The organism is Natrinema sp. DC36 (assembly GCF_020405225.1).
In the GTDB taxonomy this organism is placed as follows: domain Archaea; phylum Halobacteriota; class Halobacteria; order Halobacteriales; family Natrialbaceae; genus Natrinema.
The window spans coordinates 850,688-871,230 of the sequence record NZ_CP084472.1 but is presented as its reverse complement, the minus strand read 5'-3'; the positions used below and the strand labels follow the sequence as shown (position 1 = coordinate 871,230).

Annotated in this window: 20 protein-coding genes and 1 pseudogene; 8 read left to right on the top strand and 13 right to left on the bottom strand. The window is 65.3% G+C overall.

What is annotated here, in order from left to right; translation table 11 throughout:
- Nucleotides 1-68: 68 nt before the first annotated feature.
- Both LDH74_RS04755 and LDH74_RS04750 read left to right on the top strand, forming a co-directional pair.
- Nucleotides 69-1,613 carry an acyl-CoA carboxylase subunit beta gene (locus tag LDH74_RS04755; RefSeq protein WP_226042501.1) on the top strand — a complete coding sequence of 515 codons (1,545 nt, stop codon included), beginning with the start codon at nt 69-71 and terminating at the stop codon, nt 1,611-1,613.
- A 4-nt stretch (nt 1,614-1,617) separates the two neighbouring features.
- On the top strand, nt 1,618-1,986 hold the full coding sequence (locus LDH74_RS04750) for a hypothetical protein (protein WP_226041384.1): 369 nt from the start codon (nt 1,618-1,620) through the stop codon (nt 1,984-1,986).
- A gap of 394 nt (nt 1,987-2,380) precedes the next feature.
- On the opposite strand, the gene LDH74_RS04745 is transcribed toward LDH74_RS04750, so the two are convergent.
- A complete protein-coding gene (locus LDH74_RS04745) occupies nt 2,381-3,541 on the bottom strand; it encodes an SPFH domain-containing protein (RefSeq protein ID WP_226041383.1) in 1,161 nt (386 codons plus the stop codon).
- Between the two features lie 267 nt (nt 3,542-3,808).
- Here LDH74_RS04745 and LDH74_RS04740 point away from each other — a divergent pair, with 267 nt between their 5' ends.
- Together LDH74_RS04740 and LDH74_RS04735 are read left to right on the top strand one after the other, a co-directional pair.
- A complete protein-coding gene (locus LDH74_RS04740; RefSeq protein WP_226041382.1) occupies nt 3,809-5,647 on the top strand; it encodes an acetyl-CoA carboxylase biotin carboxylase subunit in 1,839 nt (612 codons plus the stop codon).
- Nucleotides 5,648-5,891: 244 nt separating this feature from the next.
- Nucleotides 5,892-6,308 (top strand): annotated as a pseudogene (locus LDH74_RS04735) (SPASM domain-containing protein); the annotation flags it as partial.
- 392 nt (nt 6,309-6,700) lie between these two features.
- Here LDH74_RS04735 and LDH74_RS04730 read toward each other — a convergent pair.
- Nucleotides 6,701-7,006: a CGCGG family rSAM-modified RiPP protein gene (locus LDH74_RS04730; protein ID WP_226041381.1), complete on the bottom strand. Its 306-nt coding sequence runs from the start codon at nt 7,004-7,006 to the stop codon at nt 6,701-6,703.
- Nucleotides 7,007-7,094: 88 nt separating this feature from the next.
- Nucleotides 7,095-7,568, bottom strand: a complete 474-nt coding sequence (locus LDH74_RS04725) for a pterin cluster protein (RefSeq protein WP_226041380.1) — start codon at nt 7,566-7,568, stop codon at nt 7,095-7,097.
- A 136-nt stretch (nt 7,569-7,704) separates the two neighbouring features.
- Between LDH74_RS04725 and LDH74_RS04720 the strand changes: the two genes are divergently transcribed.
- Nucleotides 7,705-9,042, top strand: coding sequence for a hypothetical protein (locus LDH74_RS04720; RefSeq protein ID WP_226042500.1), 1,338 nt, complete (start codon nt 7,705-7,707; stop codon nt 9,040-9,042).
- A 20-nt stretch (nt 9,043-9,062) separates the two neighbouring features.
- Here LDH74_RS04720 and LDH74_RS04715 read toward each other — a convergent pair whose 3' ends face one another.
- Genes LDH74_RS04715 through LDH74_RS04705 form a run of 3 tightly spaced genes read right to left on the bottom strand, consistent with a single transcriptional unit; the run spans nt 9,063 to nt 11,149 of the window.
- On the bottom strand, nt 9,063-9,263 hold the full coding sequence (locus tag LDH74_RS04715; RefSeq protein ID WP_226041379.1) for a hypothetical protein: 201 nt from the start codon (nt 9,261-9,263) through the stop codon (nt 9,063-9,065).
- A 46-nt stretch (nt 9,264-9,309) separates the two neighbouring features.
- A complete protein-coding gene (locus tag LDH74_RS04710; protein WP_226041378.1) occupies nt 9,310-10,515 on the bottom strand; it encodes a hypothetical protein in 1,206 nt (401 codons plus the stop codon).
- A gap of 7 nt (nt 10,516-10,522) precedes the next feature.
- Entirely contained in the window at nt 10,523-11,149 is a 627-nt protein-coding gene (locus LDH74_RS04705) for a hypothetical protein (RefSeq protein WP_226041377.1), read from the bottom strand.
- Nucleotides 11,150-11,397: 248 nt separating this feature from the next.
- Here LDH74_RS04705 and LDH74_RS04700 point away from each other — a divergent pair, with 248 nt between their 5' ends.
- Complete coding sequence (locus LDH74_RS04700; protein WP_226041376.1) at nt 11,398-11,679, top strand: HalOD1 output domain-containing protein; 282 nt, start codon at nt 11,398-11,400, stop codon at nt 11,677-11,679.
- 94 nt (nt 11,680-11,773) lie between these two features.
- On the opposite strand, the gene LDH74_RS04695 is transcribed toward LDH74_RS04700, so the two are convergent.
- The 4 genes from LDH74_RS04695 to LDH74_RS04680 form a co-directional block, all read right to left on the bottom strand.
- Entirely contained in the window at nt 11,774-12,169 is a 396-nt protein-coding gene (locus LDH74_RS04695) for a thioesterase family protein (RefSeq protein WP_226041375.1), read from the bottom strand.
- A gap of 111 nt (nt 12,170-12,280) precedes the next feature.
- Complete coding sequence (locus LDH74_RS04690) at nt 12,281-13,033, bottom strand: ribonuclease H-like domain-containing protein (RefSeq protein ID WP_226041374.1); 753 nt, start codon at nt 13,031-13,033, stop codon at nt 12,281-12,283.
- Between the two features lie 76 nt (nt 13,034-13,109).
- Nucleotides 13,110-14,903: an AAA family ATPase gene (locus tag LDH74_RS04685; RefSeq protein ID WP_226041373.1), complete on the bottom strand. Its 1,794-nt coding sequence runs from the start codon at nt 14,901-14,903 to the stop codon at nt 13,110-13,112.
- A gap of 258 nt (nt 14,904-15,161) precedes the next feature.
- On the bottom strand, nt 15,162-15,839 hold the full coding sequence (locus LDH74_RS04680; RefSeq protein WP_226041372.1) for a hypothetical protein: 678 nt from the start codon (nt 15,837-15,839) through the stop codon (nt 15,162-15,164).
- Between the two features lie 135 nt (nt 15,840-15,974).
- Here LDH74_RS04680 and LDH74_RS04675 point away from each other — a divergent pair, with 135 nt between their 5' ends.
- Nucleotides 15,975-16,709 (top strand): hypothetical protein, encoded by a 735-nt coding sequence (locus LDH74_RS04675; protein ID WP_226041371.1) that lies wholly within the window; start codon nt 15,975-15,977, stop codon nt 16,707-16,709.
- 35 nt (nt 16,710-16,744) lie between these two features.
- On the opposite strand, the gene LDH74_RS04670 is transcribed toward LDH74_RS04675, so the two are convergent.
- The 3 genes from LDH74_RS04670 to hflX form a co-directional block, all read right to left on the bottom strand.
- The gene (locus LDH74_RS04670) at nt 16,745-17,104 is read right to left on the bottom strand and encodes a nucleic acid-binding protein (protein ID WP_226041370.1); all 360 of its coding nucleotides are present in this window, start codon (nt 17,102-17,104) and stop codon (nt 16,745-16,747) included.
- Nucleotides 17,101-18,261, bottom strand: coding sequence for a thiolase family protein (locus LDH74_RS04665; protein ID WP_226041369.1), 1,161 nt, complete (start codon nt 18,259-18,261; stop codon nt 17,101-17,103). Before LDH74_RS04665 ends, LDH74_RS04670 begins: the two co-directional genes overlap by 4 nt.
- A 109-nt stretch (nt 18,262-18,370) precedes the next feature.
- Nucleotides 18,371-19,675, bottom strand: coding sequence for a GTPase HflX (gene hflX / locus LDH74_RS04660; protein ID WP_226041368.1), 1,305 nt, complete (start codon nt 19,673-19,675; stop codon nt 18,371-18,373).
- 548 nt (nt 19,676-20,223) lie between these two features.
- Here hflX and LDH74_RS04655 point away from each other — a divergent pair.
- Nucleotides 20,224-20,538 carry an FUN14 domain-containing protein gene (locus LDH74_RS04655; RefSeq protein ID WP_226041367.1) on the top strand — a complete coding sequence of 105 codons (315 nt, stop codon included), beginning with the start codon at nt 20,224-20,226 and terminating at the stop codon, nt 20,536-20,538.
- Nucleotides 20,539-20,543 lie beyond the last annotated feature (5 nt).

Sequence of the window (20,543 nt, the reverse complement as noted above, 5' to 3'; positions counted from 1 at the left end):
GGAATCCTTTTCCAGTTGGTCCTCGCACAACGGCGTATGAATCGCGCAGGGGTGTTCCCGACATGACGATGGAAGACCGCATCGACGAACTCGAGGAACTGCGAGAGGAAGCCCGCAAAGGCGGTGGCGAAGCCCGAATCGAAAAACAACACGACAAGGGGAAGATGACCGCCCGCGAGCGGATCGACTACTTCCTCGACGATGGCACCTTCACGGAGTTCGACCAGCTCCGGACCCACCAGACGAGCCAGTTCGGGATGGAAGAGAAGAAGGTGCCCGGCGACGGCGTCGTCACGGGCTACGGCGAGGTCAACGGACGAACGACGTTCGTCTTCGCCCACGACTTTACCGTCTTCGGCGGCTCCCTCGGCGAGGTCTTCGCCGAGAAGGTCTGCAAGGTCATGGACATGGCGATGGAGGTTGGCGCACCGGTCATCGGACTCAACGACTCCGCCGGGGCCCGCATTCAGGAGGGCGTCAAGAGCCTCGCGGGCTACACCGAAATCTTCCGCCGGAACCAGGAGGCCAGCGGCGTCATCCCACAGGTGTCGGGGATCATGGGTCCGTGTGCCGGCGGCTCAGTCTACTCGCCGGCGATCACCGACTTCATCTTCATGGTCAAAGACACCAGCCACATGTACATCACCGGCCCCGGGGTAACCAAGACCGTCACCGGTGAGGAGGTCTCCCACGAGGAACTCGGCGGTGCGATGACCCACTCCAACAAGACCGGCGTCGCCCAGTTCGCCTGCGAGAGCGAGGAGCAGGCGCTCGACGACATCAAGCGGCTCCTCTCCTATCTCCCGCAGAACAACGTCGAGGATCCGCCTCGAGTCGAGCCGTGGGACGACCCGGACCGCCGCGACGACCAGCTCAAAGACATCGTTCCGCCGAGTCCGCAAAAGCCCTACGACATGACCAACGTCATCGACAGCGTCGTCGACGAGGGCTCGTTCTTCGAAGTCGCGGACAACTTCGCGAAGAACATCGTCGTCGGCTTCGGCCGATTGGACGGCCGCTCGGTCGGTCTCGTCGCCAACCAACCCCGCGTCAACGCCGGCACGCTCACCGTCGACGCCTCGATGAAGGGCTCGCGGTTCGTCCGCTTCTGTGACTCGTTCAATATTCCGATCGTCACCTTCGTCGACGTCCCCGGCTACATGCCCGGCACCGATCAGGAACACCGCGGAATCATCCGTCACGGTGCAAAGCTTCTCTACGCGTACGCGGAAGCGACCGTCCCGCTGCTGACCGTCATCACCCGGAAAGCGTACGGCGGTGCCTACTGCGTCATGGCCTCGAAGAATCTCGGCGCGGACGTCAACTACGCCTGGCCGACCGCCGAAATCGCGGTCATGGGTCCACAGGGCGCGGTCAACATCCTCTATCGCGAGGAACTCGCCGAATCCGACAACCCCGATGAACTCCGCGACGAACTCATCGACGAGTACCGCGAGGAGTTCGCCAACCCCTACACCGCGACGGACAAGGGCTTCCTCGACGACGTTATCGTCCCCACGGAAACCCGACCGCGGCTGATCGACGACCTCGAGATGCTCGAGACCAAACGCGAGCAAAACCCCGACAAGAAACACGGCAACATCCCGCTGTAGTCAGATGACTTCCAGCCACCAGACGACGGCCGACGACGGCGGACGAGCCGAGGGCGACGGGCACACCGGAGCGACGGCCGACAGCGACGATTCGACCGGGCTCGAGGCGGCGCTGCCCGCGGACGTCTCCCTCGACCTGCCGGACGATGCAGCGGAGGACGAGGCCGCGGCCATCGCGGCCGCCATCGGTGCGCATCTCCACGATCACGCGCTCGCGGCCGCCGCAGCAGCGGCTGAGGGCGAGGAAACGTGGGACGACAAGCGCTGGGCGTTCGCCGGCCGGGTTCGCGCGCAGCAACACCGCACCGTTCGCGTCCCGCGCGAGGCACCGACGGATCCGTGGTCGGCTGCGGGCCGAACGAAACAGTTCTGAACGCGCTCGTTCCACTCGTTTTCGGATCGTGCTCGCCGTGAAGTGGCATCGGAGTGATTACGAGCGGATGAGCACTCAAGCTGAGAGATCCGTGGACTCGAGCGAGCGAAACGAGAGGCGCTGTTGGAATACTCTTCTTCAGATGCGTTTTGCCATGAGAAACAGGCTCGATACTGGGTCGGAACGTTTTACTCCGGACAGACCAACCGGCGTGCGGTGGCGCGCGCTGTGCCGTGGCGAACGACAGTGAGCCGCGGCCCGAAACTGCGCGAGGGATGAGCGAACGCTAGTGAGCGAATCGGCTGGGGAGGGCGTGGCGATTCCCTGTTGGCACTATAGCAGGATGCATTGTTTCATCCAATTCGTCTATAACATATCAACAGTACGGGTAGCGCTACTCCGAATCGGATCCCAGTTCGGGTTCCGGTTCGGCTTCGTCTTCGGTTTCCGACATCGTGATCGGTTCGTCGGCCTCCATTCCCACGTCCTGCCCTTCCTTGATCGCTCGAGCCTGCTCTTCCATCGCTTCGACATCCATCTCGGCTTGCTGGTCGATCTCGCCGATGATGTCTGCGATGTCGTCCAGCCCGATCAGTTCGCGGGTCTCGTCGTCGAAATCGAGGCTCTCGAGGTCGGTCCCGTTCCCCTCGACATCGCTGCCCGAGAGGTGCTTACCGTAGCGGCCGACCAGCGAGGTGAGTTCCTGGGGCATGACGAACGTCGTCGACTCGCCCTGACCGATCTCGGCGAGCGTCTCCATCCCCTTGTCGATGACGGCGCGCTCGCCCATCGACTCCGCGGAGCGCGCACGAAGCACGGTCGAGATCGCGTCACCCTGGGACTCGAGAATCTGGCTCTGTTTCTCCCCCTGGGCGCGGATGATGTTCGACTGTTTGTCACCCTCCGCTTTCTCGACGGCGCTGCGGCGTTCGCCCTGCGCCTCGAGGATCATCGCGCGGCGACGGCGCTCTGCGGAGGTCTGTTCCTCCATCGCGCCCTTGACGCCGGCCGAGGGCGTGACTTCGCGGACCTCGACCGATTCCACTCGGATACCCCACTCGTCGGTGGGCTCGTCGAGCTCGGTCCGAATTCGCTCGTTGATCATCTCGCGCCGGCTGAGCGTGTCGTCGAGTTCCATATCGCCGATCACGGCGCGCAGCGTGGTCTGGGCCAGATTCGAGACCGCGCGCTGATAGTCGTCGACCTCGAGGAAGGCGCGTTTGGCGTTCATGACCCGAATGTAGACGACGGCGTCGGCGGTGACCGGCGAGTTGTCTCGGGTGATCGCTTCCTGCTGGGGGACGTCCAGCGTCTGCGTTCGCATGTCGAACGTGTAGATCCGCGACACGAACGGCGGGACGATGTTCAGCCCCGGCTCGAGCAGTTTGCGGTACTCGCCGAAGACGGTCAGCGCGGCCCTGTCGTAGGCGTCGACGATCTCGACCATCTGCCAGACCGTGATCACCACGAGGAGCAGGACGACGGCCCCGATGAGCAAGAGCGGCTCCTCGAGTACCGATTGGGATTGCAGCGGACCGACTGCGAACTCGTACATTGTGCGTTCTAGCGGGCGGAACCGGATAACGATTGCCCACAACTAGCATACGACGGTCCCTCGCATGCGCGCTGGGTCAGTCTCGATTTACCGGGCGCTGCTCGAGGCCGTTAGTGCGTCGCTCGCCGCTGTCGACGGTTCGAGCGTGTGGTTCGCCCGGGACTGGTATCTCGCCGGGAACCGGTATCGTCGACTGGCAAAATCTGTCGCGTTCTCGAATCAGTTGCGAAAAAGTAAGGTAGGGGCCTCACGACTGTTTTCACAGGAATGTTCAGGAAGGTTCTCGTGGCGAACCGCGGGGAAATCGCGGTCCGCGTTATGCGGGCGTGTGAAGAGTTGAACATCGGGACTGTCGCCGTCTACTCCGAGGCTGACTCGGACTCGGGTCACGTGCGCTACGCCGACGAGGCGTACAACGTGGGGCCGGCTCGCGCAGCTGACTCCTATCTCGATCACGAAGCGGTCATCGAGGCCGCGCAGAAGGCCGACGCCGACGCGATCCATCCCGGCTACGGCTTCCTCGCGGAGAACGCGGAGTTCGCGGGCAAGGTCCAGGACGTCGAGGGGATCACGTGGGTCGGCCCGTCCAGCGACGCGATGGAATCGCTGGGCGAGAAGACGAAGGCCCGGACGATCATGCAGGAGGCCGACGTGCCGATCGTTCCCGGGACGACGGACCCCGTCACCGAGCCCGAGGAAGTCAAAGAATTCGGCGAGAAACACGGCTACCCGATCGCCATCAAGGCCGAAGGCGGCGGCGGCGGCCGCGGGATGAAGGTCGTCTGGGACGAGAGCGAAGTCGAGGACCAGCTCGAGAGCGCCCAGCGCGAGGGCGAAGCGTACTTCGACAACGACTCGGTCTACCTCGAGCGCTACCTCGAGAAGCCCCGTCACATCGAGGTCCAGATCGTCGCCGACCAACACGGTAACGTGCGCCATCTGGGCGAGCGCGACTGTTCGCTCCAGCGCCGCCACCAGAAGGTCATCGAGGAGGGCCCCTCCGCAGCTCTCACGGACGAACTACGCGAGAAGATCGGGGAGGCCGCTCGTCGGGGCGTCGCCGCCGCCGACTACACCAACGCCGGCACCGTCGAGTTCCTCGTCGAAGAGGAGCCCGGCCGCGACGGCCGGCTCGGTCCCGACGCGAACTTCTACTTCCTCGAGGTCAACACGCGGATCCAGGTCGAACACACCGTCACCGAGGAGATTACGGGGCTCGACATCGTCAAACGACAGCTCAAGATCGCCGCCGGCGAGGAACTCGACTTCGCGCAGGACGAGGTCGACATCGACGGCCACGCGATGGAGTTCCGGATCAACGCCGAGAACGCGGCCAACGACTTCGCGCCCGCGACCGGCGGTACCCTCGAGACCTACGATCCGCCGGGCGGGATCGGCGTTCGCCTGGACGACGCGCTCCGGCAGGGCGACGAACTCGTCACCGACTACGACTCGATGATCGCGAAGCTGGTCGTCTGGGGCGAGGACCGCGACGAGTGTATCGAGCGTTCGCTGCGCGCGCTCCGCGAGTACCAGATCGGGGGGATCCCGACGATCATCCCGTTCCACCGGCTAATGCTCACCGACGAGGAGTTCGTCCAGAGCACGCACACCACGAAGTATCTCGACGAGGAACTCGACGAGACGCGAATCGAGGAGGCCCAGGAACAGTGGGGCGGCGACATCGGCGACGGCGGCGCGAGCGAGGACGAGGACGAGGCCGTCGAGCGCGAGTTCACCGTCGAAGTCAACGGCAAGCGCTTCGAGGTCGAACTCGAGGAACACGGTGCGCCGGCCATCCCGACCGGCGACGTGTCCGCCGGCGGCCAGTCGAGTCGACCGGAGCCGGCGGGCGGCTCCAGTAGCGGCGGCGAGACCGACATTCAGGGCGACGGTGAGACGGTCGACGCCGAGATGCAGGGGACGATCCTCGACATCGAAGTCGAGGAGGGCGACGAGGTCGCGGCCGGTGACGTGCTGGTCGTCCTCGAGGCCATGAAGATGGAAAACGACATCGTCGCCTCCCAGGGCGGTACCGTCACCCAGATCGCCGTCGGGGAAGGCGATAGCGTCGACATGGGCGACACGCTGGTCGTTCTCGAGTAACGCGGTCGCGGTACTGCAGTTACGGACCGACCCCCACCGTGAACGTATTCGACGGGGGTCTCCGCTCATCGACTGCTACAGCGACTGCAGCGACCGCTGTTCGGTTCGAGTCGCGAAAATCGGTCGTTCGAACAGTGACCGCTCACTCCGCGCTCGAGACGCCGCGCGTCTCGCCGTCGGTGTCATCCCAGGGGAGCGGCCCGTCGTACCCCTCGGGAACGAACGGACAGAGCGGATCGCTCGCGTGGAGTACGCCCGCGAGGAGTTCGGCGAGGCGAAAGCGCGAGCGGTCTCCGACCACCTCGAGCGAAACGGCGGCGACCCGACGGGCGAACGGATCGCCGACGTGGACTATCAGGGGAACGTCCACCCGACGCAGTTCTGGCAGGGATACAGCCCGGGGAACGTCCGAGACCGTCCCTTCGACGAGATCTGGGAGGACGAGTCGAACCCGCTGCTCGAGGCGCTGCGGAACCGCGAGGAACGGTTGAACGGCAAGTGTGCCGACTGTCAGTACCGGTCGATCTGCCGCGGCGCCTCGCGGCTCCGGGCGCTGGCGACGACGGGTGATCTCTTTGCACCCGATCCGAAGTGTTACCTTCGCGACGAGGAAGTACGGGGCGACGGTGCGGGATCGATCGCCGGCGATGCCGCGGACTGATCCCCTCGAGTCCCGCGCTCGGAACCGCGAATCGAGATCGGTTCACCGGACGCGACCGCCCATCGATTGGAGCCACGGACAGCGTCAGTACACACCCGATCGCACGATGACTGTGTGGTCGTGGTCGAATGTGTAAACGGTTTCAGTCGATATGCTGGCGTCTGGAGTCGGGTCTCGCGGGGAGCTGTCCGAGACACTCCCGACAGTACGTGTAACACCGGTCGTTCTTCGTTTGGCAGATCCGACAGGTAACCGGTTCGTCTATCGCTTGCGTTCGCGCGCTCATTATCGTTCCTACTGAACGGGGTCAAATAGCCCTCCGGCTGACCAATGCAAGGAATAGCGGGCCGTCCCCCGATCTGCCCGTCGCGGGACTCCGCTTTCGTGTCCCCTCAATCATCGCCCACGTGGACGCGGGTCACGTGCCCGCCACAGCCACACCGGTCGACGTACTCGAGTCGGATCCCGTCGAACGCGGCCTCGAGTTCGTCCCAGAGATACGTCTCGGGATGGCCGTGGTCGCCGTGGGTGACGAGATTGACGTGGAAACCGGCGGCCGTCGCGTCGACTGCGTCTTTCGCCTGCTCGAGGAGGAGCTCTCGATCCGCGGCGTGTTCCGGGCCCTCGAGATTCGCCGACCACGAGGCGTCGTGCTGGCTCCGCGTGACCGGTTCGACGCCGGAGACATCCTGGGTCATGGTTCCGACTCGGTCCCGAACGTGCCTAACGGCTGAGCCGAACGGGTTCGGTGCCGCCACCATCGCCGCCTCGGGCGAGCGAGCCAGCTCAACAGCAGAACATGAACGGGTAGAGCAGGGCGACGCGGTCGTCGTCCGTCAGCTCCGCCTCGAATCCGCCGAGGTGTTCGTTGAACCGGCCGTTGATACAGACTCGAGCGTACGGCCGGGTTTGATCGCCCTCCGGATTCTTCCGCCACGTGCCGGGCAGGTCGTCGGGCACCGGTGCCCAGCCGCTGTGGGTCGCGTCCGCTTCGGTCTCGGCGATGAGCATGTCCTCGAGGTCGTACTCGGCGAAGAACGACTCGAGGAAGTCCCGAAGGCGGTCGCCTTCGAACGCGAACTCGAGTTCGTGAGTGCCGACCGCGTCGCGGACGTGGCCGGTACAGCGGACGGTGACGGTCGTCGTGTCGGCATTTCGATCGGCCGTCGTGTCGGCCTCGCGGTCGGTCGGCGTTTCGGTCCTCCGGCCGCCCGTCGCGGCCGGCTGCTGGTCGACTGTCGTCGCTCGGTTGGTGTCCATCGTGGGTCACGGTACGGTTCGAGCGGGCAAACGCTCCCTTCCGAACGTGTTCGGGGCGAACGGGACGGCCGCCGGGGGCGAAGCGCGAGACATGAACGGAATGCCTGGCGGGTTACGAACCGACCGGCAGCCCCCGATGGCGATCCCGCTGCGGCACTTCGTGCTCGCGCTGGGATTCCTCGTCGTCGGGGTCGGCGGGAGCACCGTCACGACCGTTGTGACGCTGCCGGGACTGGCGGGGCTGGCGCACCTTCATCTCCTGTTAATCGGGTGGGTCGCGGTGACGATCATGGGCGCGATGACCCAGTTCGTTCCCGTCTGGTCCGGCGTGACGATCCACTCGAGGCGCCTGGCGGTCGCTCAACTGTGGCTCGTTTCGGCCGGACTAATCGGTTTCGCCGCAGCCCTGCTCGCAGGCGCGCTCGAGTGGCTCCCGGTCGGCGGGGCGCTCATGCTGGCGGGGATCTGGGTGTTCGTCTACAACGTCGGGCGGACGCTCGCACGTGCGCGCCCGTTCGATTTTACGGAGCGACACTTCGCGTTCGCGCTCGCGTGTTTCGGGCTCGTCGCCCCGTTCGGGTTCTTGCTGGCGGTCGACTTCACGACGCCGGCGTTCGATTCGGTCGCCGTCTCCCGGTTCGAAATCCATCTCTCTCACGCGACGCTCGCGCTGTTCGGCGCGCTGCTCGCGACCGTCGTCGGCGCGCTCTTTCAGCTCGGGCAGATGTTCACGCAGGCGGAGCCGGATCGACTCGACGAGCGATTGCTGACTCTCGAGCAGCTGTGTTTCCCCGCGGGGATCGGTGCGCTCGCACTCGGACGGGGACTCACTATCGAACCGGTGGCGCGAGTCGGCGCGGTCGCGCTCCTCGTCGGACTCGCCGCGTTCGCGATCGTACTCGGACGCCTCCTGGTGGGTGCGACGGTCGATCAATCACCGATGCTCGCTCGCTACCGGGTCGTCGTGGGGTCACTGCTCGTCTGGCTCGCCCTCGCCGCACCGACGTGGTGGACTGATCCGATCGCGTATGGGTCGCTGTTCGGTCATCCCGACGCACAGCAGCTCTTGCTGCTCGGCGTCTTCGGCTTCGTCGTCATCGGGTCGCTGTATCACATCGTTCCCTTCATCATCTGGATCGAACGCTACAGCGATCGACTTGGCTTCGAGCAGGTGCCGATGATCGACGACCTCTACGACGACCGCCTCGAGCGCGCGGACTTCTGGACGACGCTCGTCGGGTTCGGCGGGCTCTCCGTGGCTCCCCTAGTCGGATTGCCGTCCGCCGCAGTCACCGCGAGCAGCATCATCGCAACGTTCGGCGTCGTCCTGTTCGTCGTGAACATGTTACTGACGATTCACCGGCACGGACCGGACGGGATCGCCGGCGTGCTCGCGGGCGCGCTCGAGGCAGACGAAGAGCCGACCAAAGCGGGCGGTGGAGGGCCCGACATAGACGTTTCGCCGGACCGGTAGCCGAAGCGACCATCTCGAGGCTACTCCTCGGCCGAGACGCCGACCGCCGGCTCGTACCGCCGTGACTCGATCGTCGAGACGACCAGTTCGCCGTACTCGGCGGCGGTCAGTTCGCCCGCGTTGTACTCCGCCGCGCGGACCGTCTCTATCGTCGCCGATCCGTAGAACGCGGGCGCGTCGTCGAGGATCGTCGTCCACGGGATCACCGCGACGCTCGCCATCCGCTGGCTCGAGGCACGAGCCGAGTGACGGAGCCGCTCGCGCCCGCTATCTCGCTCGCTCGAGAAAGATCGTCCACAGGACGGCCGCGTACAACACCGCGCCGAGAACGGAGAGCCAGCGACCGACCCCGACGAGCGGCGATGCCGATGCGAGCGAGCCGCCGACCTCGAGGCCCAGCCCGCCCAGTAGCGCCGTGACCGACCACCGCGCGGTTCGATCGCCGATACCGGCGGTCGAGGCGACGGCCGGCGGGTAGAAGTGGTACGTGGCGCCGACGATCGTCAGCCCAACGAAGCCGCCGATCGCGAGCCGATAGTGCGCGTCGAAGGCGGTCGCCGGAACGCTCGAGGCGGGCGCGAACGAGAACGTCAGCCCCAGCAGGGCGACCAGCGCGGCACAGACCGCAGCGCCGAGGATGGCGCGCCAGCCGACCCGACGGCGGTCGCTCCGTCGGACGAGGTCAGCGATTGTGACGGCGAATACGAGCAACGCGATCGCCTGAAGCGCGGCGCCGAGGCGGAAGAGCGATCCCCCGCGAAAGTCGACGGCAAGCAGTACAGGGCCCGTGACGCCGGCGAACAACACGACGCCGACGAGGGACGGCCGAATCGAGACGACCAGCAATCGCGGTAACAGCCGGAATCCGACGGCGAAGACCAGCAGGCCGGCCGCCCCGGCCGCGAACAGGTGGGTTGTTGCCGGTCCCGGTGAAACGGGGGACGGCTCGAGGCCGAGTGCCGCGGCCAGGGGGAGCGCCGAGCCGACGAGCAGGTAAGTGAAGGCGACCGGGAGGGCAGCGTTCGCGAGTCGGTCGACTCGCCGGCGGTGGGCGCTGGCCTCACCGGTTCCGGTTTCCCGCCCGGTCGGATTATCCCGGACGGTCCATAAGAGCGCGGTGGCGAAAACGAGGCAGCCGAGGAGCCAGCTCGTCGCACCGGCGACGGCGACGACCGGCGGCTCGAGTCCGGCACCCGCGGCGAACGCCCCGACCGTGCCGACCAGCGCGAACGGGAGGTGAATCGCCGGCGCGTACGGAACGGCCAGTTCGCGCGCGAAGTACGACGGGACGAGCGTGTATGCCTTCCCGAAGGCGACGTGAAAGACGAATCCGGAAACGCCGAGCGGGACGGTCGCCGCTCGCGGAACCCCGACCGCGACCGCGACCTGCCACGCGACGAAGAAGCCGATACCGGCCGCGACGAACGCTCGAGACCAGCGTGAGATGGTCGCCGTCCCAGTCCGTGCTCCCATCGATCGATTAGAAGGGGAACCGGTCCGTCGTCCCGTCAGCGTCCCCCTCGCGCTCGAGGGGGGCGGCCGACCCCGGTCCGGTCGACTCGCCCGGTACGTCACCGGACTCGCGATATCGCATTTCGAGCCCCTCGAGGGATTCGTTGAGCGACTCGGCCTGGTGGTGGGTTGGCCGGACGCGGACGGACACGAGATCGTACTCGTGGCGATCGCTCAGTCCGTTCCACGCGCGGAACGACCCTTTGATGAGCGCGCCCGCTTGCGGACAGAACTCCGTGGTGGGGCTGAACTCGGCGCGCAGAACGGACGGATCGTCGGCGTCGAGCGCGTACCGGTAGCCCGCGTCGGGATGGCGTCGATCGAGGTTGAGCCGCGCGAGGTTGTAACCGAACGTCGCGTCGTAGACCCCACGCTCCGCGAACAGCTCGCGAGCGGTCTCGTGGACGGCGACGTGTGCCTCGCCCTCGAGAACGTCGTGGCCCTCGAGGAACGGGCCCGGTTCCGGAACGTGCTCCGAGACGAACGCATCTGGTTCGTCGAAGTCGGTATCGTCATCCACCGCACGTCCGCTGGAAAAGGGGTTCATCGTGAATGCGGCTACGATCCGGTTCCGCCAGTAGATATTGCCGAACATGTAACGCAGTCCGGAATCTGGACTCGGAACCGATGGATTGCCGATTTCCCGAATCAATAACCAGTGATTGTGCACTGACTATCAGTCCCTGAATAGTTTTAGAATATATGAATACAATAAATTTAGACCATAATTAACTACCAATATGATCAATAGAGTGCATATATAGTCATCACTGATCGAATGTGAGGTCCAAGACCTGGTTGAGGCCAGAGGATTTATACCCGATCGATGTAAGAGTCCGGCCAATGCTACTCTCAGTTGATCGCTCGGACGCGACAGTCTCGCAGTCAGTAAGTTTCGACGTTATTGCAGCCGTCGCCGAGCGTGAAGGCATCGATCCCGTCGATCTCGAGCCGCCCGAGTATGAAGCCCTCTACGACGTTATTAACCCCGAAGCGCTCGATTCGCTCTTTGCGAGCCGAGAAAACGGTCGACAGCGACCGACCGGCTGCGTCGAATTCCCCTTCTGTGGCTATCAGGTCACCGTCGCGAGCGACGGCGAGGTCGAGGTCTCCGTCCTCGAGTAATACGGATTACGCTCGTTAGATCCAGCGTACCCGCGACCCGTAATACGGGTGCGCCGGGACAGAGTTACAGCAGCCCGGATCACTCGTTCGGCGACTACTTTCGCTGCTCGAGTCGCGTTCGCCACTCGGTCGGGAGCGGTCGCGACTCCCCCGTTTCCGAGTCGACGAGCACCTGGACAGTAGTTGCCGTCGCCGCACGCGACCCGCCCGCGCGGATCTCGTACTCCATCGGCAGACTCGACGTTCCCAGGTCCGCGACGCGGAGCGCGACCGTAACGTCGTCGTCCGCCTCGATCGGCCGTGCGTACTCGAGTTCGAGGCTCGCGAGGACGGTGTCGGTCTCGGCCAGCGAAACGTCGAGTACGTCCCTGAAGTAGGCCTCCCGCGCCTGCTCGAGGTAGGTGGCATACGTCGCATTGTTCACGTGGCCCATGAAATCGAGATCGCGAAGTCGCACGTCGACGGACGTCTCGTAGCTAAAATCGGTCATTGCGAGCCAGTTCGGGACGATTCCCATATATATCTACTCGTCGCCGTCGCGTTGTACGACTGGCACGGTTCCGACGAAAACCGCTCGAGGCGACCGACTGGTCTCGGCCGCTCACTCGTCCGCTATCGCGGCCTCGAAAACGGTCTCGTGGAGCCGATCCGCGACGATTTCCATCAGCGGCTCCATGTTGCGGGTGTCAGCGCGGTTGTACTCGACGAGCGTCTCGAGGGCCCCGTCGTCGCCGCGTTCGTACTCGTGCCAGAGACGGACGGCGTCACGCCCGCTGAGGTCCGGCATGTCCCGGTCGATGCCGAGTTCCCGTTCGATCGCCTTCAGTCCGCCGTCGAGCCCCAGCTTTTTGCAGGGGTACATGAGATCGACGTGGGGCACGCCGATGTCGACGTCGAAGCACGTCTCGAGGAACGGAACGTCGAAACGCTGCCCGTTGAACGTGACGAGCAGGGCGGCGTCGGCGAGTTCGCGCTCGAGGCGATCGCTCGACAGATCGCGGTTCCTGACGAACGTCTTCGTCTCGCCGCCCCGGTGGAGGCTGACGGTCGTCACGTCGTTCGTGTCGGCACTCAGCCCGGTCGTCTCGATGTCCAGAAAGCAGGTCTCCGCGCTGACGTTCTCGTAGCACCGCCAGCGACTCGACGCCGGGAGCGCCTCCGCGAAGACGGAGATGTCCCCGCGCTCGAGGTGGGTCCGCCCCTCGTCGATGAAGGTCTCGATCCGGTCGGCGAGCGTCGAGCCGACGACGCTGCCGTCGAACTCGTCCCAGTGGGTGACGCCGTTCTCCCAGAGGCGTCGTTCGGTGGTTTCGCCGACCCCGCGGACGGGAATGAAACTGTTCTCGATTCGCACACCCGTTCAGGGGAACGGGGTGGGTAAAAACGTGTGGATCGGTCGCCGTCTGCGACGCCGTCGACGAGGAATCCGATTAGCTATCCGGGCTGTTATCCGAGAGGTACAGCGTCCGATCGACGATGCTGACGGCCGCTTCGCCCCACCGCTGAATCGCGGTGCCCTCGGAGTCGGCGATTTCGATGACGATCCGATCCCGACCGATCGTCACGTCGGCCGCCGGCGTCGACTCTCGATCCGCGAAGCTCTGTAGCTGATACTGCAGTAGTCGCTTCGTCGACCCCTCGATTTCGATCGTGTCGGGCTCGAACGCGAGCGTCAACACCGCCCCGCCGTCGCCGGTTTCCTCGGCCGTCACGTCGAACCGGTGGCTCGAGAGCTCCGGTGCCGGCGCGTTCTCGTTCATCGTGTCGACGGCGTCCTCGACGGACACGTCCTCGGCCTCGAATTCGTCCTCGTCGAACTCGAACGGCGAAAGCGCCTCCGCGGGAGCCGCGTCGTCCGCGTCCGATTCCGTGACAGCCGCCCCACCGGAGTCGGCCGCCGCGTCGTCCTCGAGCGAGGATTCCTCGCCCGCCGGCTCGGGTTCGGTCGAGCCGTCGGCGACGTCGGGGACATCGGAGCGATCCGGATCGTCCGGGTTCGCGTTCGCGGATTCGTCGTCAGCGAATTCATCGTCAGCGGATCCGTCATCAGTGGATGCCGTTTTCGCTCCCTCCGCTGGAGCGTCGGCGTCCTCGGTCAGATCGTCGAACGAGAGCGAATCGATGTCATCAGGTGAGTCCGAGGATTCGTCGGCGGGGTCCTCGAGCCCACCGTCGGCCGCATCGTCCGTTTTCCCGTCGCCCGGTTCGCGCGGTTCGGGGTCCGCTCGCTCTGTCGTCTCGGACGCCGCGTCCGAGGCCTCCCGAACGTCGGCTGCCGTCTCGCCGTCCTCGGTCGGATCGCCGATCTGTTCGCTATCGTCGCCGTCGGCCGCATCGTTCGTTTCCCCGTCGGTCGCGTCTCCCGGCACCGTCTCGGAAGCAGCGACGCGCGTCTCGGTTTCGGCCCCCGTGCTCGAGCCGACCGGCCCCGCTGCGATCACGTCGGAGTCGTCGGTTCCGTCGTCGGATCCGTCCGTGAGTGCGCCGGCGATCGTCGGCCGGGCCGCTGCGATCGCCTCGTGATCCAGCGGCGTGGCGTACCAGGCGGTTCGATCCGGCGACGTGACGAACCGGCCGCGATTGCGTTCGGCTCGCGGGTGTGCGGACGGTTCGTCGTCGGCGTCGGATTCGGCGTCCGATGCCGATTCGTCGGCGGAGCCCTCGTTGTCACCCGCCTCATCGGCTCGGTCGTCCGACTGCGGATCGTCCGCATCCGGCCGCGGCGATTCGGGTCGGTCGACCGTCTCGCTCGAGGTCGCACCCTCGTCCTGTTCCTCCGCACGTCGAGCCGCAGCCGACTGCTGTTCGGCCTGCTGGGAATGCGACTGTGGCTGTGGACCAACCCCGCCCGGCGGGTCGCCCGTCGGTTGTCCCTGCTGGGGGCCGGCCTGTGGCGCCTGCTGGGGGCCGGCTTGTGGCGCTTGCTGAGGTCCGGCCTGCGGCGCCTGCTGGGGCTGGTTCGGGCCCGGACCGGAGCTAATCGTGCCGCCGCTGAGATGCAGTTGCGTTCCTCCACCACCGCCCCGTGCGTTGGACATTCCGTCGAGGTGGTGAGCGATATCCGTCAGATCATCGTCGATGTTGTCCTCGAGCTTGTCGATTTTGTCGCCGACGCTTCGCAGAGCGAGGGCCACGTCCCAGAGGACGACGACGCCGAAAAACAGGAGCGCGAGGAAAACGGTAACGGCGGCTCCACCGAGAAGCTCAGTGTTGGCTTCGACCATATATGCTACTCTGTGAACCGATAGGTCGTTCGATATATAGACCTTATGCCGTAACACCGATGGTACTGGAGGGAGACCGCTAGTAAACCGTCGAACAAAGCGTTCTGTGACTACTTTTGACTCCGCACGCTCCGTCAGGATTACAGACCTATTCGAAATACTGACAGCTGTGAACGGAAGATTCCATCGGGCGATCGTCACTCCCGAACGACAGAATACACCTATCGCGCGACAGCTATGGGGTCAGTTGATCAATCGTCAGTTCGGACGGGAGAGCTCGAGCCAGTCGGTGGATAACTCCGGATCGCGGAGCGACCACCGCTGTTCGGCAATCCCGTCGCGGGATCGGACCGTAACGACGGCGTCGAACAGCGGCTCGACGAGGGAGACCACATCGCGGTCTCGCGCGAGCGGCAAGTGAAAGTGTCCGATTCCGCGAGCCCGATCGACTCGTGACGTCGCCAGGTGAAGCAGTCGAAACACCGTTTCGATCTCGTACTCGCGACAGAGGGGGACCAGCGAGTCGACGCAGACGCGCAGCTCGGCCGGCTCGAACCCGTCGGCGGCGTCGGCGAACTCGTCGACGGCTTCGACGAGTTCGATCCCCAGTTCGCGCGGCGACTCCGGACCGCCGCGGACCGTCGGGTTCGTTCCCGGTTCGGTCGCCAGACCCGAGTACTCGATCGTTCGGAACCAGTTCGCTTCCGGGGCGTGGCAGGCGCTCTCGCACGCGACTCGAGTCCCCTCGCCCGAGACCTGCAGTCGATACACGGACTCACGCTCCGGTGGTCCGAACAGTCGCTGGCAGACCGTCTCGTGTGCCGCTTCCGTCTCCTCGCCGACGAGCAAAATGTTGCTCCCGTCCCGTTTGAGCGCGTCGAGCGCCCGTGCAAACGTGGCACCGTCCGGCACGAGACCCCCTCGCTCGTCTTCCATTTCGTTCTAACGGAGCGGTGGCCCTGCAATAAAAATTGTGCCTGGCATGCGATTCGAAAAGCGACTCGCGCTCCTCGGTGCGGTTCGTATCGGATCGATCGGCCGGTTTTTGAGCCCGGCGGTCGTAGATCGCGTATGGCCGACCACGACGACGAACTCGTCGACGCCGTTCGCGAACTCACGCGAACGATCGACGCGCTTCGAACGGAACTCGACGGGCCGCGCCGCCGGCCGCCACTGCGACCGCCGACGCCGCGAGAGCTCCTCCGGTTCACCGACGAGGTAGCCCTCCCCGCCGCGCTCGCAGTCCTCGAGACCAGCGTCCGCGCGCTCGAGGCGTTCCAGCGGAGTCTCAAAGTCGTTCGCACCGAGCGGACGGCTCGAGACCGAACGTCGGCGACCGCTGATGCAGCGAGCGAGCGCGCGAACGAACTCCGGCGGACGACGCTCTCCCAGCTCGATACCGTCCTCACTGAACTCCAGCGAGCCGCTTCGGAGGGCGGACTTCCCGCCAACGAAGAGGCGCGCAACCTCCTCACGGAGGCCCGCGAACTCCGCGACGACGTGGACAGTCGTCTCCGAGCGGCCACCGAGCGGGAATCGGACGCGGAACCGGCGGGCTCCGATCGAACGCCCACCGACGGCGCGGTTTCGATCGATATCGAGGACGGGCCCCTCGGCGACGCCGACACGAGCACGGCCGACGACGAACCCGATACTGCCGTCGACGTCGACGCCGAACTCGAGACGCTGCGAGATCAGTACGGCGAGGACGGCGACGACTCGAGCAAGAACGATAACGACGGATCGGACGCGGATGGCTCCGGTGCTGGGGCTGATGGGACCGAAAACGGAAGCGACGAAAACTGAATCCGCTGTACTGGGCGCGGATATCCCCGAATCGCTTAGACCGGCTCGAACCGGTAGCCGTCCCACTCTTGGCTCTCGGGCTCTCTGATCCCCGCACCGGGTTCGCGGAGCTCGTCGACGTAGACCGGCTGGACCTCGTCACCAGTTTCGACATCGCCGGTGGTCAGCTGGCCGATCGCGCGGACCGGTTCGCCCTCCACGTCGAACTCGACGATCGCGAGGTGATTGGGCTCGCGGACGCCCGGTGGCGTCGCCGTACTGGTCGTCCACGTCACGACCTCCGCGGTGTACTCGCTGAGGTCGATCGTCTCGACCGGCTCGGTTCCGCCCGGTCCGCGCGGGTGACCGGGATAGCTGATCGAACCGTCCTCGTATCGCGTCGCGTCCATCGTCATTGTGCTGCCTCCATGATGGTCGTAATTACGCAGTTGCCAAAGCCGCCGACGTTACAGCACAGCCCGACGTCCGCATCGACCTGTCGCGGGCCGGCCTCGCCGACGAGTTGTTCGTAGATCTCGACGCCCTGTGCGACGCCGCTGGCGCCCAGCGGATGTCCCTTCGACTTGAGTCCCCCAGACGTGTTGACCGGCAACTCGCCGGTGTCTCGCTCGGTGTAGCCCTCCTCGACGAGTTTCCAGGCCTCGCCCTGCTCGGCGAAACCCAACCCCTCCATCTGCAGGAACTCGAGGATGGTGAACATATCGTGGAGTTCGGCCACGTCGATGTCGTCGGGGCCGCGGCCGCTCATCTCGTACGCTCCCTTCCCGCTCTCGACGACGCCGCCCATCACGGTCGGGTCCTCGCGCTCGTGGACGACGTGGGTATCGGTGGCCCCGTCGATCCCCGAGATGACGACGTAGTCGTCGGCGTATTCGTCGGCGACGGACTCGGGACAGAGCATGAGCGCGGCCGAGCCGTCCGTGATCGGACAGAAGTCGTACAGCCGTAGCGGGTCGGCCACGATCGGTGACTCGAGGACCGTCTCCAGCTCCACCTCCTTTTGGAACTGGGCGTGGGGGTTGTCCACGCCGTTTTTATGGTTCTTGACCGCGACTTTCCCGAGGCTCTCGCGGGGGGCGTCGAACCGCTCGAGGTAGTGACGCGCGGTGAGGCCCGCGAACGACGGCAGGGTAACGCCGGTCTTGTACTCGACGGGATGAGTCAGCGACGCGATGACGTCGGTGGCCTCCCCGGTCGTCTTGTGCGTCATCTTCTCGCCGCCGACGAGCAGGGTCATATCGCTGGCCCCGCTGGCGACCGATTGCCAGGCGGCGAAAATTCCCGCGCCGCCGCTCGAACTCGTCTGATCGACTCGCTGGGTGTACGCCGGCATCGCGTCGAGGTCGTGGGCCAGGGCGTTCGGCACGCCCGTCTGCCCCTCGAACTCGCCGCTCGCCATGTTCGAGACGTACAGGTGTTCGACCTCGTCGGCCTCGACGCTCGCATCCTCGAGACACTCGATTCCCGCCTCCGCGAGGAGGTCCTGGATCCACTCCCCCTCGCGTTGCCCGAACTGGGTCATCGAGGCGCCGATGATTGCAACACGTTCCATATCCTACGGGACTCGAGTCAACGATTTATAAGTGAGGGTCGTGACAGCGGTCGACATCGCACCGCCGGGACCAGAACGGAGCGAACGGGTTCGGACCGGGGTCGCGCAGCTACGACGCCGATTCCGCCGCGGCCGTCCGCAGCTCGCTCGCGCGCGAGCGCGCCTGTGAAATGACCGCCTGTCGGGCCTCGAAGGAGACGACGACGTCCTCGTCACCGTAGGTGACGTCGTCGACGTTCGCGTTGTCGTGGATCCACGAGACGACGCTCATCGTGTCCTCGGTCATCGGTAACACGAGGCGTTCTTCCACCCAGTCGGGCAGTTCGCGGTCGATCCGCTCGAGCAGGCTCTCGACGTTGAGCCCGTCTTTGGCGCTGACGGTCGCTGGATTCGGCGCGAGCGACGAGAGGGCTTCGCGCTTCTCCGCGAGTTCCTCGTCGGTCACCTGATCGATCTTGTTCAGCACGGTCACGATCGGGGCCTCGTTGCGCTCGTAGAGCGTGTCGTGGGAAGTGACCAGCTTCTCGTGGATCTCGTCGATCGGCTCGCTCACGTCGACGACGAGCAAGACCAGATCCGCCCGGTACACCGAGTCCAACGTCGACTTGAACGACTCAACCAGCCAGTGGGGCAAATCGCTGATGAACCCGACGGTGTCGGTCACCAGCACGTCCCGACGGTCGATCGCCGCGCGCCGAGTCGTCGTTCCCAGCGTCGTGAACAGTTTGTCCTCGGACTCGGCCGTCGGGTCAAGATCGGGGTGTAGCTCCTCGTTCTCCTCGACCTCGAGGTCGGTCGCGAGCTGGCGCAGCAGGGTCGACTTGCCCGCGTTGGTGTAGCCCGCGAGCGCGACCAGGTCGAACCCGGAGTCGCGACGGCGCTGTCGGCGCTGCTGTTCGGTTTGCTCGATCCGCTCGAGTTCGTCGTTGATCCGGCTGATCTGGGACTTGATGTCCCGCTCGCGGCTCTCGTCGTACTCGCCCAGCCCCATGAACCCGGGGTGTTCCTCGCGCTTGGCGAGGCTCGTTTTCGCCTCCGCCCGGGGCAGTTCGTATCGGAGCTCCGCCAGTTCGACCTGGAGCTGTGCCTTCCGGGTCTGGGCGCGCTGACCGAAGATCTCGAGGATCAGCGTGAATCGGTCGACGACCTCGACGCCGTCGGGCAGGAGTTGCCCGAGGTTGTACATCTGGTAGGGGCCGAGCCGGTTGTCGAAAATGACGGTCGTGGCGTCGGTCTCCGCGACCAGTTCGGCTAGTTCCTCCGCTTTCCCTTCGCCGATCTGGAGGGCCGCGTCGGCTCGTCGGGACTGCGTGAGTTCGCCGACGACGGAATAGTCCGCCGCCCGTGCCAGGTCGCGGATCTCGCTCGTGTCTGCGGTGCCTGAATCGACGCGTTTGACGATGATCGTATTCATGCGAAACGGTGTGCGTCCCCCGGGCGCGTTCGGTCGTGCTCGCTCGAGTTACGTCGCTCGTCGATCCAACGGATCGCTGTTCGCACGCGGCGCTCGCGCCGACGGGGCGACCATCGCCGAAGTGAGGAGATAACGCTAACGATGCCGGTCGAACACCTCTGTTGGACGGTCGCGACTCATACCGAATCGTACGCGGCGAACCGTCTTGAATCCAGTGCCCGACGCGTGCACCCGATTCGGTCGCGTCGCTCGTCGGTCCGACGGATCGGCCGCACCGCGCGGGCCACCTACCGTGATAGTCAATCCACGACGAGCCACGGCGCGCTCAGACGGTCTGCTGTACCGATGTACCGGCGCAATCGTGACCCGTCCTGCGGTTGCTCCGGAACTGTCTTCCGACAGTCCGTCTCAGTCGTCGAAATACACCATCAGCAGATGACCTGTTTGTCGGGTTTAGTGTGACCGGCCGGCAAAACCACCCGACTGAATGCGGACCGAATCCGATCGACCACAACAGTCATAGGAACCGACTCGAAAGGGAGCGGATAATGATCGATCTCGATCCAACGACACTCGGCCTCGAGTTCGGGGGTGGCGCGCTTATCGGCGGCGTCATCGGGTTCGCCACGAAAAAGATCGCGAAGCTGCTCGCGGTCATCGTCGGCGTCCAGCTGATGGCCTTTCGCTACCTCGAGTCGCAGGGAATCGTCGTCGTGGACTGGAATCGGCTTTCGGCCGGCATCCTCAAAACGCAAGAACGCGCGCAGGGCGCGGACGTTCACTGGTTTCAGTCGGTCCTCTCGACGCTGTCGATCGGTGCGGGCTTTACCGGTGGCTTCCTGATCGGCTTTCAGCGCGGCTAATCGGC